The sequence below is a fragment of the Flavobacterium sp. genome, assembly GCF_035456225.1.
Classification (GTDB): Bacteria; Bacteroidota; Bacteroidia; order Flavobacteriales; family Flavobacteriaceae; genus Flavobacterium.
The window spans coordinates 1-15,336 of record NZ_DATIDM010000103.1 but is presented as its reverse complement, the minus strand read 5'-3'; the positions used below and the strand labels follow the sequence as shown (position 1 = coordinate 15,336).

Genomic DNA, 15,336 nt, shown 5'->3' with positions numbered 1-15,336 from the left:
CGTGTTAGCTTTGGAGTTCAGGATTACAGCGAAACGGTTCAAAAGGCAATACACAGGATCCAACCTTTTCACAATGTTGCCAAAGTGTCGTTTTGGGCAAAAGAAATCGGATATACTTCTGTTTCCCATGACTTGATTTTCGGATTACCGTTTCAAACTTTGGAAAATATTGTGGATACAATTGAAAAAACAAAGTCTCTTTCTCCCGATCGTTTGGCTTTTTACAGCTATGCTCACGTTCCATGGATAAAAGGCAACGGACAACGTGGTTTTAAAGACGAAGATGTGCCGAAAGACGATGAAAAAAGAAGACTCTACGAAATTGGGAAGCAGCTATTGGCAAAAAAAGGGTACCATGAAATCGGGATGGATCATTTCGCCCTGAAAAAAGACAGCATGTTTACTTCATTTCAGGAAGGAAAACTACACCGCAACTTTATGGGATATACTTCTTCCAAAACACAATTGATGATCGGACTTGGAGCCTCATCAATCAGCGATAGTTGGTATGGTTTTGCGCAAAATGAAAAAACAATTGAAGATTATTATGCCCGATTGGAAAAAGACGAATTACCGATTTCTAAAGGTCATTTATTAACGGAAGAAGATTTAATCATTCGCAGACACATACTCAATTTAATGTGTCAGTTTACCACTTCATGGGATGAAACACACCTTTATTTCAAGGAACTTCCCGAAGTACTTGCTGATCTGGATGAAATGAAAAAAGACGGCTTATTGGTAATGCAGAACAATGCACTTACTGTTACCGAAAAAGGCAAACCTTTTGTCCGAAATATATGCATGGCGTTCGACTTACGTTTGAAACGCAAAGCTCCACAAACACAGTTGTTTTCAATGACAGTGTAATTTTTCATAACTATTTTTACAGTAAATTCCTTCTTATTTATATATTTGAAGGAATTTTTCTATTTATATCACTAAACATAATCCGATTATATTAGAAAAATAATTAAATTTAAATCATCACAATCAAAAAAACAGTACAGTAATGTTACGAATCGCAATCACTCTATTTTTATTTTTTCTTGGATATCTGATGACATTTGCACAGAATATTTCCGCAAAAATTATTGATTCCAAAAATGGCGAAAGCCTGCCCTACGCAAACATTAAAGTGGACGAATCCACAAATCTGGTTTCAAACGCCGAAGGTTACTTTACTCTATCTGAAAAAAACAGCAGTGATGCTTCCGTTTTGACCGTTACCTATCTTGGTTATGTCAAACGTGAGATAACTGTAGGTGAGCTTAAAAACCTTCAATATGTCATCAGACTTGAGCCTGGCGTATTTGAACTCGAAAACCTAACCATTTCCAATGTCAAACCCGACCCTTATGCAATAATGGCGGAGGTTAATAAAAATCTTCGGGTTAATTACGTAAATGACGGACAACCATCAAAAAATATGTTATTTTATCGTGATGTCGCGTCGTTTAAGCCTAAAAAAATAGATGTGGAAATAACGCAATCAACCGGGTTTACCGAAAGCGCCCTCAAATCTGCCAATACAGAACTGAATGCCTTTACTACCAAACTCATTTCTCACCCACCAAAAGAATTGAAGGACATGTTGTGCAATTATTACACTGCCACAAAAACGACCAAGGATAACAAACCTCTATTCTTGCCGAAGCTTGAAGTGATAAAAGCTACAACGCTCAAGAATGGCGATGGTTCGGTTTCATTGGACGACCTGGAAGAAATGGGGACAAATATCGTCCTGAAACATTTGGATACCACCAAGTATTACCGATTTAAAAGTGGTTGGTTTGGTTCCAGAGACACCATTTCACTTAACAAAGAGTATAATGAGAAGAAAAACAAATCCAAAACAAAAAACACTAAATTAAACTCTTCAAAATCAAGCCTTTCAGGATTTATGGCCGAAAACAACATGTTGAACCCTAAAATGAATTTTGTAAACAAACCCGAATTATACGAGTATTCCTATGAGGGTAAAATATACAACGATGAAAATGAAGGTCTCTACATCCTGAAATTCGAACCCAGAAAAAGTAAGGCAAAGTATGCCGGAAAATTATACATCTCGGAAACGGATTATGCGGTTGTACGTTGTGATTACGACCTGGCTGACGGTAAGACCTTGAGCGGATTCAATATGAAACTTCTTTTGGGTGTAAAAGTTTCCGAAAACATCAGCAAAGGGACAATGCTTTTCAAGAAAAACGCAGGCGGCAAAGGTTATTATTTACAATATGCTTCTGAAGAGGAAGGCCAGTATTTTTACATCAACAGGCCGCTGAAATTTATTGAGCTGACAAAAGATGAAAAAGACGTGTTCGCCTTTGACCTGAAAGTAGAAGGAAATATGAGCGATAAAACCGAATTCCTTAATATCTCCAAATCAGAAATCAGTGAAAACACCTATGATACTGTTAAAGAGGAAGAATTCAATTATACTGTCCTTAAGCGTTATGACCCTGCCATATGGAAAGATTTCGTTTCCATTGAGCCTTTGGAAGAGATGAAACAGTATAAAACCGCTGATTAATATTATCCCAATGTCCTCTACTGGTATTTTGAAAATGTAATTTTTAAATTAGCCAACAACTTTTGTATATTCAAAATTCTAAAAAATCAAGGTACATGAAATACAAAACAGAAATAGAGATCAACAAACCGATAGACAGAGTAATAGCACTTTTCGATAATCCGGACAACCTAAAAAAATGGATGGAAGGATTGCAGAGTTTTGAACATATCAGTGGGACACCTGGAGAACCCGGAGCCAAATCCAGATTGAAATTCAAAATGGGTAATCGCGAAATGGAAATGATTGAAACGGTTACTGTTCGAAATTTGCCGGATGAATTTACCGGAACATACGAGACAAAAGGAGGTATCAATATTGTAAAAAACACCTTTGTTAAAATTTCCGATTCTAAAACAAAGTATGTCACGGAACACGAATTTCAGTTTCAAGGTTTGGCAATGAAAATTTTTGCGTTTCTGATGCCTGGTCTTTTTAAAAAGCAATCCATGAAATACCTCACGGCTTTCAAAAATTTTGCTGAAAGTCAGACGTAAAAAAAACAGATTCAGGAATTGATGACATTAAATTCCTGAATCTGTTTTTAGGATTTTCCTAACCTCGCTACCTCAAATTGAGTATCGATTTACTTCTGCAGCAATGAAAAAATTTCATCCTTAATAAAAAGGAGTTTTGCTTTCATTTCATGCATAGCCTCGTCAATAATAACATCTTCCCCGGTATTGATTCGGTGAATTTTATGCTCCAAATCATCATACTGGTCGAACAGGTCCTTAAAATGAGTATCAGACGTTTTTAATTGGCGGATTTTGTCTTGAAACTCTGGGAATTCGTGTAATAAATCATGTCTTTCCATAATGCTGTACTGTCAAGTTATTATCTTACCATAAAATTAGTTATTCTGTTTTACATATCGCATCCGGTTGCACAAAAAGACTCATGTTACTTGGTGAAACAAATGGAATATCCAACCCTAATCCACGCATAATGAACAACATACCAATACATACAGTAACAATTGGTATGATTTTCTGAATTTTATTCCGAACCGGAACAGTCAGAAACCCTGAAACATAGGTTATCATACTCATCATCGGGATGGTTCCAAATCCGTACAAAAACATATAACCTACACCTATAATCTCATTCTGCATGGCAATAGCTCCAAAAAGAGCAACATAGACCAATCCGCAAGGCAAAAATCCATTCAACAAACCAATAGTGAAAAGTGCCTTGAATGTTCTTTTTTTGAATTGACTTCCCAGTTTCGTTTTAAGAGCCGAAATGAATTTATAAACCGGTTTTGAAAAATTATATCGGGCAAAGACTTTTTCAGGAATTAAGACAAATAAAATCATCATAACTCCAATTATAATCGACAATTGCTGTTGTAATCCAGCTAAATAAAGTCCTTTACCCAATAAACCAAAAACCAGCCCTAACGTCATATAAGCAGTTATCCTTCCTAAATGATACGTTAGAAGCTGCATTGTTTTTTTAGCAGGATTACCATGATCCACAGGCAACATCATTGCTATAGGACCGCACATCCCAATGCAATGCAAACTGCTTATTAAACCTAGTATGAATCCGGAATACAACATGTTTTTTAGGTAATAGAATCAAGAGGCAGGAAAAAAAAAATATTCTCAATCAAAACTCTTGTTTCTTGCTTCTTGACTCTTGCTTACAAGCTAATTTCTTTTTTATTGAGATATTCCTTCCCTCCATACTCCCATTCCACAGCAATATCCCAACGACCGCCAACCAAATCTGTTTTAGGTATGAGCAAATTTGAAGTAGACAACGAAATCGGAACTTCGAAATCTAATTTCTGGTTGGACGGTCGGTATAAGGACACTTTTCCTTTTATTTTGGCAATATCAAAGGTTTTCGGAAAAACAATCAACAAACCATTTTCATTTGGTTCAATCGAAACTCTTTCCGTAAGATTATTAGCGTTTTCCTGCTTGTTTAATTCACTCTGAAAATCAAGTTCTTTCTTGTAATATTCTTCAGTAACCATTTCGTGGTCGTACTGTGAATCGCATTGTACCTTAAAAACGAAATATAAAATAAACGTCATAAACAAAGCAAAAGCAATTATGATTCCTGTTCCCCAATTGATTTTCATATATGTAAAATTTATTTATTAGAGGTCATATATGGTATCGCTTTTATTTATTGGTATTTGCTTGCGCAAACCTTTTATTAATGGCGATTTCATAATTTTTAATTTTTAAAACGAATGACCATTAATTAAAACTTCTCGGACCAAGGAAATTAGTCGTTGTCGTCTCCAAAAGCAGATCTCCGTCGTATACTTCGATTTTCAGTTTAGTTTTATCGCCTTTTAAAAGCGCCGGATTAATTTCCACAAACAAAGTTCCCTGGGTCATTCCTTCTTTTTTGATTGTAAATTCAGGTTTTCCTACCACCTTGATTTCACCTTTGATGTTAGCTAACTTGAAATGAACGTGGTTAAAGTCTTTAACTGTTTTATTTACGATTTTATAGGTAAACACGTTACTTATTTTTTCTCCTTTGTGTTCAAACAATTGTCCGGGCAAGCGTAAAACTGTGGCCTGAACATCGTTTCTTAAAAACAACATTCCTATAAAGAGACCCGTCAGGATAGTCAAAACTGCTGCATACCCTTTCATTCGGGTGGTGAAAACAAATTTTTTCTTTTTTACAATTTCATCTTCCGAAGTATAGCGAATCAACCCTTTCGGTAAATTTACACTTTGCATGATGAAGTCGCAAGCATCAATACAGGCAGTACAGTTCACACACTCTAACTGCGTTCCGTTACGGATGTCGATTCCGGTCGGACAAACATTTACACATAGTTTGTCATCGATACAATCACCTTTGCCTAATGATCTTCTGTCCTCGTTTTTATTGAATTTTCCACGGCCTTTTTCAGCTTCACCTCTTTTATGGTCGTAAGCAACAACTATACTTTTATTATCCAGCAACACGCCTTGTAAACGTCCGTACGGACAGGCTATGATACAAACCTGTTCCCTGAACCACGCGTATATGAAATAAAATACGGCCGTAAAAATCAATAAGGCAACAAGTGTACTTGTATTATGTGTTGGGCCTTCGATTACCATTTTCAGAAGTTCATCACTTCCGATAATAAAGGCTAAAAATATATTGGCAATCAGGAACGAAATGATAAAAAAGATAATCCATTTACTAACTCTCTTTCTTATTTTCTCGCCGTCCCATTTCTGTTTAGCCAGTCTCATTTGAGCACCTCGGTCACCATCAATCCAGAATTCAATCCTTCTGAAAACCATTTCCATAAAAATAGTTTGCGGGCAGATCCAACCACAGAAGATACGACCAAAAGCAACGGTAAACAACGCCAGTCCGACCACACCAATAACCATAGTGATTACGAACAAAAAGAAATCCTGCGGCCAAAAAGGAAATCCGAAAATATTGAATTTCCTGTCTATTACATTAAACAATAAGAACTGGTGACCGTTGATTTTGATGAACGGTGCTGCGAACAAAAAGAGTAACAAAAAATAACTTACCCATTTCCTTCTTTCATACCATTTCCCTTTCGGAATTTTTGGAAAGACCCAGGCTCGTTTTCCTTCCTTATCGATTGTTCCAATGGTGTCTCTAAAATTTTCTTCGGGTAAATTGGACATGCTTTTATTATTTTGCTGCTGCATCAGGCGCAGCAGATTCTGTAGATTCCGTTACTGGTGTGGCAGTTGCTGCAGGAGCTGCTCCGTCTTCTGTCCAGACATCACCTTCCGGTGCTTTGGCATCTTTCGGATTAGATCCTTGCAGACTCAACACATAACTCGCCACTTTTTGAATATCCGACGGTTTGATGGTTGCCTTCCAGGCCACCATTCCTTTTCCGTCGCGGCCACCTTCCATAATCGTATTGAAAACATTTTTGATTCCTCCACCTAAAATCCAATGATTATCAGTCAGGTTTGGTCCGATTGCTCCACCGGCATCCGGTCTGTGACACGCCACACAATTGGTTTCGAAAATTGTTTTACCGGCAGCAATGCTTTCGGCATCTGTCAATAAAGTCACTTTTTCTTTATCCATAACATCCGGAGCCGTTTTTTTATACTCCTCGACGGCTATTTTAGCCTCGGCCATTGCTTTTTCATATTCGGTTATTTGATCATCGTGGCCTAAAATATGGAAACGAACCATATAGATGAAAGCAAAAGCGATACAGGCATAGAACAAATATACCCACCATGGCGGCAACACATTATCAAGTTCCCTGATACCGTCATAATCATGATGCAACAATAACTCTTTTTCCTCTTCTATTTTCTTTGAACGCGTTAATTTGTGCATCAAGTTTTTATAGAATGGTGATTCCATAAATGGAAGGTTTTCTTCTGCTTCCTTCGCTTTACGCTGTTCTTCCGTAAGCAAACTGTTTAGAACATTATTGGATGCTTTTACAACAATTTCAAATGCAATCAAAACAAAAAGAAATAGCAAAAGCAGTATTGAAACAATCGGATATTTTATAAATGCCGGTTTATCACCGGAATCAATAAAGAATTCCATAGCCAGGAAAAACAGAGTAAATAATACCGGAATTCTAACGTATATTGGAAAAAACTTTTTCATCTTTTAACTGTTTAAAGTATCATTGGTTTCAGCATCCGTAAAAGGAATGTTACTCATTTCATTTATTTTCTCTTTTTTATAAGTAAACACCCAGGTGTACAATCCGATAAAAAAGAAAAAGAAAATCAGAAGTGATATGATCGGGTAAATCTCAATCCCTGAGATTGTTTCCAAATTGTGTTTTATAAACTTCAGCATACCTTTTATTTTTGAACTTGAGCTACATCCTTAATTTTAATATCGGTACCTAATCGTTGTAAGTAAGCTATCAAAGCAGTAATTTCACGATCTTTCATAGGTACAAAACGTTCTCCTTTGGCCAGCGCATTTTTCTTACTCTCCTCATAACTTTTTACAAAATCAGGATCGTTTGTAAGGTTCTTTTCAATCTGCTCTGACTGTTTTGCGATACTTTGTTTAGCATTCGCTATTTCCTGGTCAGTATAAGGAACTCCCAGTTTAACCATTGTACGCATTTTGTCTTCGATACTGGTGTAATCCATAGGTTTATTGTCATACAGCCACTTATAACCCGGCATAATTGACCCTGAAGAAGTACTTTGCGGGTCCCACATATGGTTGAAGTGCCAGTTGTCTGAATATTTTCCACCCACGCGGAACAAATCTGGTCCTGTACGTTTTGATCCCCAAAGGAATGGATGATCATAAACATATTCTCCGGATTTAGAATACTCACCGTAACGCTCTACTTCCGAACGGAAAGGACGTATCATTTGAGAGTGACATCCCACACAACCTTCTCTTATATACAAATCGCGTCCTTCTAATTCCAACGGCGTATAAGGTTTCACACTTGAAATTGTTGGTATATTTGATTTTACAACCAATGTCGGAATGATTTGAATGATTCCTCCAATCAGAATCGCAACGGTAGCCAAAACCGTAAGCTGGATTGGTTTTCTTTCTAACCATGTATGGAATTTTTCGCCTTTTAATCGGTGTGCAGCGATTCGTTGCAATTCCGGTGCTTCAGCCAATTCATCTTCTATACTTTGTCCCTGTCTGATCGTCATCACAATGTTATAAACCAGAACAAACATTCCGATAAGATATAAAGTTCCTCCAACCGCACGCATCGCATACATTGGCATAATCGCTGTAACAGTTTCAAGGAAGTTTCCGTAAACTAAAGAACCATCAGGATTAAACTGCTTCCACATTTGAGCCTGAGTAAATCCGGCAACATATAAAGGCAAGGCATACAAAATGATTCCTAAAGTGCCTACCCAGAAATGGAAATTCGCCAGTTTAACAGAGTAAAGATTCGTCTTTGTCATTCTCGGAATCAACCAGTAGATCAAACCAAACGTCATGAATCCGTTCCATGCCAGCGCGCCAACGTGAACGTGAGCCACAATCCAATCGGTAAAGTGAGCAATTGCATTAACATTTTTAAGCGATAACATTGGACCTTCAAAAGTAGCCATACCATATCCGGTAATCGCAACAACGAAGAACTTTAAAATTGGTTCGGTTCTTACTTTATCCCAAGCCCCTCTTAAGGTTAATAATCCGTTGATCATACCTCCCCAGGACGGCGCGATAAGCATCACAGAGAAAACTACTCCAAGATTTTGAGCCCAATCCGGCAATGCAGTATAAAGCAAGTGGTGCGGACCTGCCCAGATATATAAGAAAATCAAAGACCAGAAGTGAATGATGGATAAACGATAAGAATATACCGGACGATTAGCTGCTTTCGGAATGAAGTAATACATCAGTCCCAAGAAAGGCGTTGTAAGGAAAAACGCTACTGCATTGTGGCCGTACCACCATTGCACCAAAGCATCCTGAACACCTGCATAAACAGAATAACTTTTCAATCCGCTTACTGGTAAAGCCAAACTGTTGAAAATATGCAATACCGCAACGGTTACGAAAGTGGCAATATAAAACCAGATGGCCACATATAAATGTCGCTCCCTACGTCTTAAAATTGTCATAATCATGTTGATACCGAAAACCACCCATATAAGAGCAATTGCGATATCAATCGGCCATTCCAGTTCGGCATATTCTTTTGAAGTTGTATACCCCAACGGTAACGTAACTGCGGCGGCCACGATTATTAATTGCCATCCCCAAAAATTGATGCTGCTTAAAACATCACTGAACATTCTTGTTTTTAGAAGACGCTGCAAAGAATAATAGACTCCTGCAAAAATAGCATTCCCGATAAAAGCAAAAATTACAGCATTAGTGTGTAATGGTCTCAAACGGCCATAACTCAACCAGGAAATTCCATCGGTCAGCCCGGGAAAAAGATACAATACTGCTACCAGTAACCCGACCAGCATCCCAACTACACCGAAAACGATAGTAGCATACAGGAATTTTTTTACAATTTTGTTGTCATAGTAAAATTGTTGCATTTCCATAATTAATTTTGTTTTTCTGATTTACTTGGATTTTTTTTCAATTCGTCGTCAAAAAGCATTCTTACTGACGGGGTGTAATCGTCGTCAAATTGGCCACTCTTTACCGCTCTTATAAAAATGTATAAAAAGACGGCGGCCACGGCGATACTAATGGAGATTAACAGATAAATAACACTCATACCTTTATTGTTTTTTCAAAATTACTTTAGCGATATGGTATAAAATATGACAATTGTCATATCAGAAATTAACTTAAAAATTAATCATAATTTTCTTAAAAACAAAACATTATCCTATCTTTTCGAGAAAAGGTTGCTCATAATCGTTACAAAACTTATAATAGTCACTGTGCTCAACGGCATAATTATGGCCGCAACTATAGGAGAAAGGTTCCCCGTGACAGCAAAACTCAATCCTACTACATTATAAAGTAACGATAATCCGAAACTCATCATAATGGTCAGCATTGCATTTTTGGAGAATTTCAGGAAAAAGCTGATTTTCGAAAATTGAGAAGCATCAAGAATACCATCACAGGCCGGAGAAAACACATTAACATTTTCCGAAATCGAAATACCAACGTTACTTTGTGCCAAGGCGCCTGCATCGTTAAGTCCGTCTCCAATCATTAGAACATTTTTCCCTTGTTGCTGAAGATTTTCTATAAAGGCTAATTTTTGTTCGGGTTTTTGATTAAAAATCAGTTCGGTATTTTTGGGAAGTAATCGCTCCAAAGCCTCTTTTTCTCCTTCATTGTCACCTGAAAGCACTTTTAATTCATAGGTTTTACTTAAATCCGAAAATAGTTTTTCCAGTCCATCCCGGTATTGATTACCGAAGACATATTTACCAAAATAAATACCATCAATGTTTATGTGAACGGAAGTCTGCCTGATTTGATCTTCATCGGATTTCCCAATGAATGATGCCGAACCTATTTTAAGTCTTTTTCCGTCTATGGTTCCCTGAATTCCTTTTCCGGTTATTTCTTCGAAATCCGATGCTTTTTTAATTGCCACTTGAGGAAGAAAATCATACAATCTGCGGCTTAAAGGATGGTTTGAGCCCCTCAGCATATTTTTCACAAGAACCAAATCCGGTTCTGAAATTGGATTGCCAACATATTCAATGGCTGATTTTTTATTCGACGTAATAGTTCCTGTTTTATCAAAAACAATCGTATTCACTTTAGACAACTGCTCTATAACGGTTGCGTTTTTCAGATAAAGCTTTCTGTAACCGATAATACGAAGCACATTTCCCAATGTAAAAGGCGCCGTTAAAGCCAAAGCACACGGACACGCCACAATTAAGATAGCCGTAAAAACATTAAATGCCGTTGTTGTATCTATAAAGATCCAATACCCAAAGGAAACGAAAGCCAACATCAATAAAGCCGGTGTAAAATAACGGCTGAGTGTATCAGTAATGGTTTTGTATTTCTGATCGACTCTTTTCTGAAAAACATCATTGCTCCATAATTGCGTCAGATAACTTTGGGAAACCGAATGCAAAACCTCCATCTCGATGACTTTACCCAATTGTTTTCCGCCTGCAAAAATCTTATCACCCGATTTTTTTTCTATCGGTTCTGCCTCACCGGTAACAAAACTGTAGTCGATTAGGGTACTTTCTGTTATCAATATCCCGTCAACCGGGATCAATTCCTGATTTCTGATCAATAATCGATCGCCTTTTTCAACATCATACACCTGAATGGCTTCTTCGGTACCATTGGCAAGTATTTTAGTAACGGCAATTGGAAAATAGGATTTGTAATCACGTTCAAAAGACAGGAAATTATAGGTTTTCTGTTGGAATAATTTCCCAAGAAGCATGAAGAAAATCAATCCGCACATACTGTCAAAAAAACCTTGTCCGTAATTGAAAACGATATCAACGGTACTTCGGATAAACATTACCACAATCCCCAATGCGATGGGAATATCGATATTCAGCATTTTGGATTTAATACTTTTCCAGGCCGAAACATAATACCCCCAAGCCGAATAAAAAAAGGCAGGCAAGGATAATCCGAAAATCAACCAACGAAAGAATCCTTTGTATTGATCAATCCAAAATTCGCCGACTTCGAAATATTCGGGGAACGATAAAAGCATGATATTCCCAAAACAGAAAAAGGCTACTCCTATTTTATAGTGCAAACTTCTGTCGACTGCCTCTTTTTTTGCATCATAGTTTTCAAGACTGATGTAAGGCTCATAACCTATAGAATTCAGCAACAAAACGATATCTTTCAGATTGGTTTCTTTCGGATCGTATGTAACCCGGACCGTTTTGGCGTGAAAATTCACTTGAGATGCAGAAATCCCTTTTTGTAGTTTGTTTAGGTTTTCCAAAATCCAAATACATGAACTGCAGTGTACATGCGGGATGTAAAGCGAAACGATGTGTATGGCTTCTTCTTCGAATTCGAGAAGTTTTGAAACAATGGCTTCATTGACCAGAAAATCATACTTGCCTTTTATATCTTGCGGCGTTGCTCCGGGAGCCTTTTCAAAATCATAGTAACAGGTTAAATCATTCAGACTGAAAATTTCGTATACCGTTTTACAACCGTTACAACAAAATGCTTTTTCATCAAAAACAATTTCGTCTGCCTTGACAACATCGTTACCACAATGGAAACAATTTTGTTCATTCATAATTTGCTCATTTACCTGTCACAAAGTTTACAATTTACGAATTTTTAAAATATGATATTTATCATTCACTATAAATAGTATCTTTGCAAAAACAATCAGTACAATGAGTAAATGTGATCAATGCATTGTTAGGGAGTTCAGTGCATTAAAAGCCCTAAACAAGGATGAAATAATGAAACTTGCCGATTGTAAAACTTCCTTCACTGTAAAAAAAGGCGACATCATTTTTGAAGAAGGCGACAGCCTCGATGGCATCTTTTGTGTTAAAGATGGTGTTTGTAAACTTACCAAATTAAGTTCTAATGGTAAAGATCAGATTGTTAAGTTAGTGACAAAAGGTGAGTTATTAGGACAACGTTCCCTGATAAGCGAAGAACCTGCTAATTTGGGTGCAGTAGCTTTAGAAGATATGCAGGTATGTTTTGTTCCTAAAAATCAGGTAATGGAATTTTTCAATGAAAACAACAAGTTTTCTCTTAATATGATGAAAAATGTTTGCCATGATTTGAAAGAAGCCGATAATGTTTTGGTAAACCTGGCTCAAAAGAGTGTAAAGGAAAGACTTGCCATCACACTATTATACCTTGAAGATTCTTTTGGAGTAGACAAAGACGGTTGTTTGAAAATACAATTGTCACGAGAAGAAATTTCCAGTATCATTGGTACCGCTACCGAAAGTTGCATCCGATTACTTTCTGAATTCAACAAAAGTGGTTTGATAGAACTTAACGGAAAAAAAATAGTTTTGAAAGATAAGAAAGGGCTTAGAAAATTAGCCGAATAATAAAAAAGGAGCTTTGGGCTCCTTTTTTATAACTCTGGTGAAACAACAGGTCCATCCCACTCCATTATACCTCCTGAAAGGTTGAAAGCATTTTCAAAACCCATTTGTTGCATTATATTACATGCCTGACCACTACGGGCTCCGGAACGGCAATACACATAATATTTTTTTGCTTTATCAAGTTCATCCAATTTGTAGATAAACCCCTGTCCTTTATAAATATCAATATTAATTGCGCCCGGAATAATTCCTTCATTACATTCTCCTTCGGTTCTTACATCAAGGATTACAGCATTTTCATCTTCCTGGGCTCCTTGCCACCATTGTTCTTGTGAAATATTCATTGTTTTGTTTTTTTGCAAAAGTACTATGCTTTGATAGAACATCCAATAGCTTTAGTGGTTTTTACCGGAACGTCCTGGTTTTTTAACAGCGCGTCCACTGCATTTTCAACATATTTGTTTTTAACCTCTGATTCATCCGAATAGTTATCATCAATAGCTCCGATGTATCTCACAACATTTCCACCTTTGTTTTTTTCAAGAATGTAAACATGAGGTGTTTTGGTTGCTCCGTATTGCGGATAGATTTTCTGCCCATCATCGAATAAGTACGGAAATCCGAAGTTTTTTTCTTTGGCTCGCTTCTGCATCATTTCAAAACTGTCGTCCGGTTGAACTGCAGGATTGTTAGGATTGATTGCAATTACAGGATATCCCATCGATTTGTATTTCTTGTCTAAAGCGATAATCCTGTCTTCATAGGCTTTTGCGTAGGGACAATGGTTACATGTAAATACAACGATAAATCCTTTCGCGTCTTTAAAATCACTTAAGGATACTTTTTTACCATTTACATTTTTCAGACTGAAATCGGTAGCAATATCACCAATCTGATACCCACCCGATTCTGATTTAACCAAGGTAAAAGCACTCATTATGCTTACCAATAATACCAATGCTGCAATTTTGACTGTTTTCATAATTTAGTTATTAATGATTGTTAGTAACTCTTTATCAAGTTCTTCAAGCGTAAAAGAACGTTCATAGAACTTTCGGGTTGTATTATTATAGATAATTGTGGCAGGAATTGCCCCACTCCAGTTTTTATCTACTTTTTCTATCCAGGCATTAGCATCCGGATCATCCAGATGGACAACAACAGACTCCAGCTTCTTTTTTTTGACAAAAGGAATCAAAGCAGTTTCCACCTTCTTGGGCATATCCATGCTGATCAATATGACTTTTACATTTTGATCTTTATATTTCTTATTTATTTGCTCGAAATAGGGCAATTCCTTTACGCAAGGCACACACCATGTAGCCCAGAAATTAATCACATAAGTAATTTTATTATTTTTATGCAGTAGGGGTTCGAGCGAATTAAAGTCATATGACATTATTTTCACTCCTTCTTTTTCGTAGATCTTAATCGGTTTCAAGTCCGAATCCTGCACATTATCATTATTCTGTGCAAAAGACAGATAACTTGCGAATGATAAAATAATGACCCAACTTCTCATGGAATTGTTTTTTATTTTGTTTAAAGATAAAAAATCTTACTTTTTTCATCCGTTTAATTAACATAAAATTATATCACATAAGGAGATAAAAAAAGCGGATAAAATTGCTTTTATCCGCTCTCTCCCATTTATAACCGATCTTAGTTGATGATTAACTTTTTAGTTGCTTTCTTACCTTCTGATTCAACATTTAAAAGATAAATTCCTTTCTCTAATGAATTGAAATTAATTTCCTGATTAAACATTGCTCCTGAAGAGTTAAACACTTTATTGTAAACTCTTCTTCCTCGGATATCAAACAAAGTAACATTTACCTTATCAGAAGTATTCAATTGAATATTCACGTTTCCGTTTGATGGATTTGGCCATACATTGAAAGTTTCAAAATTACCGTGATCTTCTGCCGAAAGTGTTCCGCTAATAACAAAATTATCTATAATTGCACCTTCTTGATTTACTGCTTCATCGGAAACAAATTTAAATCTGAACATGATATTTGATGCCGGTGTGGCACCACCATTTCCAAATTGTGCCAAAGTGTGACTGTAATTTCTCTTGTTTCCGTTAACTCCATTACCTCCTGAAGGGGCTGTGGCATAATTTCCTGTCCACTGATTACCAATACAATTAAAACAGTCTGTTCCATTTGGCATTCTGCTGCTGTTATACCAGTTTGAATCCGCCGAAGTACCTAAAACATTCCAGTTCACTCCACCATCTGTAGAATATTCAAAATAAAGGATATCCCAGTTTGGTTCGAAATCGAAAGCCAGATCAAAGCTAACTGACGGATT

At 36.8% G+C, this 15,336-nt stretch carries 17 protein-coding genes; 4 read left to right on the top strand and 13 right to left on the bottom strand.

What is annotated here, in order from left to right; translation table 11 throughout:
* From VLB74_RS06115 to VLB74_RS06105, 3 genes are all read left to right on the top strand, one after another.
* Positions 1–870, top strand: an 870-nt coding sequence (locus VLB74_RS06115; protein ID WP_414655588.1) for a coproporphyrinogen-III oxidase family protein, incomplete at its 5' end; no start/stop codon positions are given.
* Between the two features lie 142 nt (positions 871–1,012).
* Complete coding sequence (locus VLB74_RS06110) at positions 1,013–2,536, top strand: carboxypeptidase-like regulatory domain-containing protein (protein ID WP_325202573.1); 1,524 nt, start codon at positions 1,013–1,015, stop codon at positions 2,534–2,536.
* Positions 2,537–2,631: 95 nt separating this feature from the next.
* A complete protein-coding gene (locus VLB74_RS06105; protein WP_325202572.1) occupies positions 2,632–3,072 on the top strand; it encodes an SRPBCC family protein in 441 nt (146 codons plus the stop codon).
* Between the two features lie 89 nt (positions 3,073–3,161).
* Here VLB74_RS06105 and VLB74_RS06100 read toward each other — a convergent pair whose 3' ends face one another.
* The 9 genes from VLB74_RS06100 to VLB74_RS06060 all read right to left on the bottom strand — a co-directional run bounded on the left by VLB74_RS06100 (position 3,162) and on the right by VLB74_RS06060 (position 12,236).
* A complete protein-coding gene (locus tag VLB74_RS06100; protein ID WP_325202571.1) occupies positions 3,162–3,392 on the bottom strand; it encodes an HP1242/YdcH family protein in 231 nt (76 codons plus the stop codon).
* Between the two features lie 40 nt (positions 3,393–3,432).
* Complete coding sequence (locus tag VLB74_RS06095) at positions 3,433–4,140, bottom strand: sulfite exporter TauE/SafE family protein (RefSeq protein WP_325202570.1); 708 nt, start codon at positions 4,138–4,140, stop codon at positions 3,433–3,435.
* A gap of 83 nt (positions 4,141–4,223) precedes the next feature.
* Complete coding sequence (locus VLB74_RS06090) at positions 4,224–4,670, bottom strand: FixH family protein (RefSeq protein WP_325202569.1); 447 nt, start codon at positions 4,668–4,670, stop codon at positions 4,224–4,226.
* Between the two features lie 121 nt (positions 4,671–4,791).
* A complete protein-coding gene (gene ccoG / locus VLB74_RS06085) occupies positions 4,792–6,210 on the bottom strand; it encodes a cytochrome c oxidase accessory protein CcoG (protein WP_325202568.1) in 1,419 nt (472 codons plus the stop codon).
* A 7-nt stretch (positions 6,211–6,217) separates the two neighbouring features.
* On the bottom strand, positions 6,218–7,171 hold the full coding sequence (locus VLB74_RS06080) for a cbb3-type cytochrome c oxidase N-terminal domain-containing protein (protein WP_325202567.1): 954 nt from the start codon (positions 7,169–7,171) through the stop codon (positions 6,218–6,220).
* Positions 7,172–7,174: 3 nt separating this feature from the next.
* Positions 7,175–7,369: a CcoQ/FixQ family Cbb3-type cytochrome c oxidase assembly chaperone gene (locus tag VLB74_RS06075; protein WP_325202566.1), complete on the bottom strand. Its 195-nt coding sequence runs from the start codon at positions 7,367–7,369 to the stop codon at positions 7,175–7,177.
* Positions 7,370–7,374: 5 nt separating this feature from the next.
* Positions 7,375–9,570, bottom strand: a complete 2,196-nt coding sequence (ccoN, locus tag VLB74_RS06070) for a cytochrome-c oxidase, cbb3-type subunit I (RefSeq protein WP_325202565.1) — start codon at positions 9,568–9,570, stop codon at positions 7,375–7,377.
* A 2-nt stretch (positions 9,571–9,572) separates the two neighbouring features.
* Positions 9,573–9,749, bottom strand: a complete 177-nt coding sequence (gene ccoS / locus VLB74_RS06065) for a cbb3-type cytochrome oxidase assembly protein CcoS (protein ID WP_325202564.1) — start codon at positions 9,747–9,749, stop codon at positions 9,573–9,575.
* A 114-nt stretch (positions 9,750–9,863) separates the two neighbouring features.
* Positions 9,864–12,236, bottom strand: a complete 2,373-nt coding sequence (locus tag VLB74_RS06060) for a heavy metal translocating P-type ATPase (protein WP_325202563.1) — start codon at positions 12,234–12,236, stop codon at positions 9,864–9,866.
* A gap of 103 nt (positions 12,237–12,339) precedes the next feature.
* On the opposite strand from VLB74_RS06060, the gene VLB74_RS06055 reads away from it, so the two are divergent.
* On the top strand, positions 12,340–13,020 hold the full coding sequence (locus VLB74_RS06055) for a Crp/Fnr family transcriptional regulator (protein ID WP_325202562.1): 681 nt from the start codon (positions 12,340–12,342) through the stop codon (positions 13,018–13,020).
* 26 nt (positions 13,021–13,046) lie between these two features.
* Here VLB74_RS06055 and VLB74_RS06050 read toward each other — a convergent pair whose 3' ends face one another.
* The 4 genes from VLB74_RS06050 to VLB74_RS06035 all read right to left on the bottom strand — a co-directional run.
* Complete coding sequence (locus VLB74_RS06050) at positions 13,047–13,364, bottom strand: rhodanese-like domain-containing protein (RefSeq protein WP_325202561.1); 318 nt, start codon at positions 13,362–13,364, stop codon at positions 13,047–13,049.
* A 23-nt stretch (positions 13,365–13,387) separates the two neighbouring features.
* Positions 13,388–14,002, bottom strand: coding sequence for a thioredoxin family protein (locus VLB74_RS06045; RefSeq protein WP_325202560.1), 615 nt, complete (start codon positions 14,000–14,002; stop codon positions 13,388–13,390).
* A 3-nt stretch (positions 14,003–14,005) separates the two neighbouring features.
* Positions 14,006–14,542 carry a TlpA disulfide reductase family protein gene (locus VLB74_RS06040; RefSeq protein ID WP_325202559.1) on the bottom strand — a complete coding sequence of 179 codons (537 nt, stop codon included), beginning with the start codon at positions 14,540–14,542 and terminating at the stop codon, positions 14,006–14,008.
* A 140-nt stretch (positions 14,543–14,682) separates the two neighbouring features.
* Positions 14,683–15,336 (bottom strand): T9SS type A sorting domain-containing protein (locus tag VLB74_RS06035; protein ID WP_325202558.1); only part of this gene is annotated, 654 nt, incomplete at its 5' end.

Coding starts and splice junctions, on each gene's coding strand:
- VLB74_RS06045 (WP_325202560.1), bottom strand. CDS start 14,002: ATGAAAACAGTCAAAATTGCAGCATTGGTATTATTGGTAAGCATAATG.
- VLB74_RS06080 (WP_325202567.1), bottom strand. CDS start 7,171: ATGAAAAAGTTTTTTCCAATATACGTTAGAATTCCGGTATTATTTACT.
- VLB74_RS06105 (WP_325202572.1), top strand. CDS start 2,632: ATGAAATACAAAACAGAAATAGAGATCAACAAACCGATAGACAGAGTA.
- ccoG (WP_325202568.1), bottom strand. CDS start 6,210: ATGTCCAATTTACCCGAAGAAAATTTTAGAGACACCATTGGAACAATC.
- VLB74_RS06040 (WP_325202559.1), bottom strand. CDS start 14,542: ATGAGAAGTTGGGTCATTATTTTATCATTCGCAAGTTATCTGTCTTTT.
- VLB74_RS06100 (WP_325202571.1), bottom strand. CDS start 3,392: ATGGAAAGACATGATTTATTACACGAATTCCCAGAGTTTCAAGACAAA.
- VLB74_RS06110 (WP_325202573.1), top strand. CDS start 1,013: ATGTTACGAATCGCAATCACTCTATTTTTATTTTTTCTTGGATATCTG.
- VLB74_RS06075 (WP_325202566.1), bottom strand. CDS start 7,369: ATGCTGAAGTTTATAAAACACAATTTGGAAACAATCTCAGGGATTGAG.
- VLB74_RS06060 (WP_325202563.1), bottom strand. CDS start 12,236: ATGAATGAACAAAATTGTTTCCATTGTGGTAACGATGTTGTCAAGGCA.
- VLB74_RS06095 (WP_325202570.1), bottom strand. CDS start 4,140: ATGTTGTATTCCGGATTCATACTAGGTTTAATAAGCAGTTTGCATTGC.
- ccoS (WP_325202564.1), bottom strand. CDS start 9,749: ATGAGTGTTATTTATCTGTTAATCTCCATTAGTATCGCCGTGGCCGCC.
- ccoN (WP_325202565.1), bottom strand. CDS start 9,570: ATGGAAATGCAACAATTTTACTATGACAACAAAATTGTAAAAAAATTC.
- VLB74_RS06090 (WP_325202569.1), bottom strand. CDS start 4,670: ATGAAAATCAATTGGGGAACAGGAATCATAATTGCTTTTGCTTTGTTT.
- VLB74_RS06055 (WP_325202562.1), top strand. CDS start 12,340: ATGAGTAAATGTGATCAATGCATTGTTAGGGAGTTCAGTGCATTAAAA.
- VLB74_RS06050 (WP_325202561.1), bottom strand. CDS start 13,364: ATGAATATTTCACAAGAACAATGGTGGCAAGGAGCCCAGGAAGATGAA.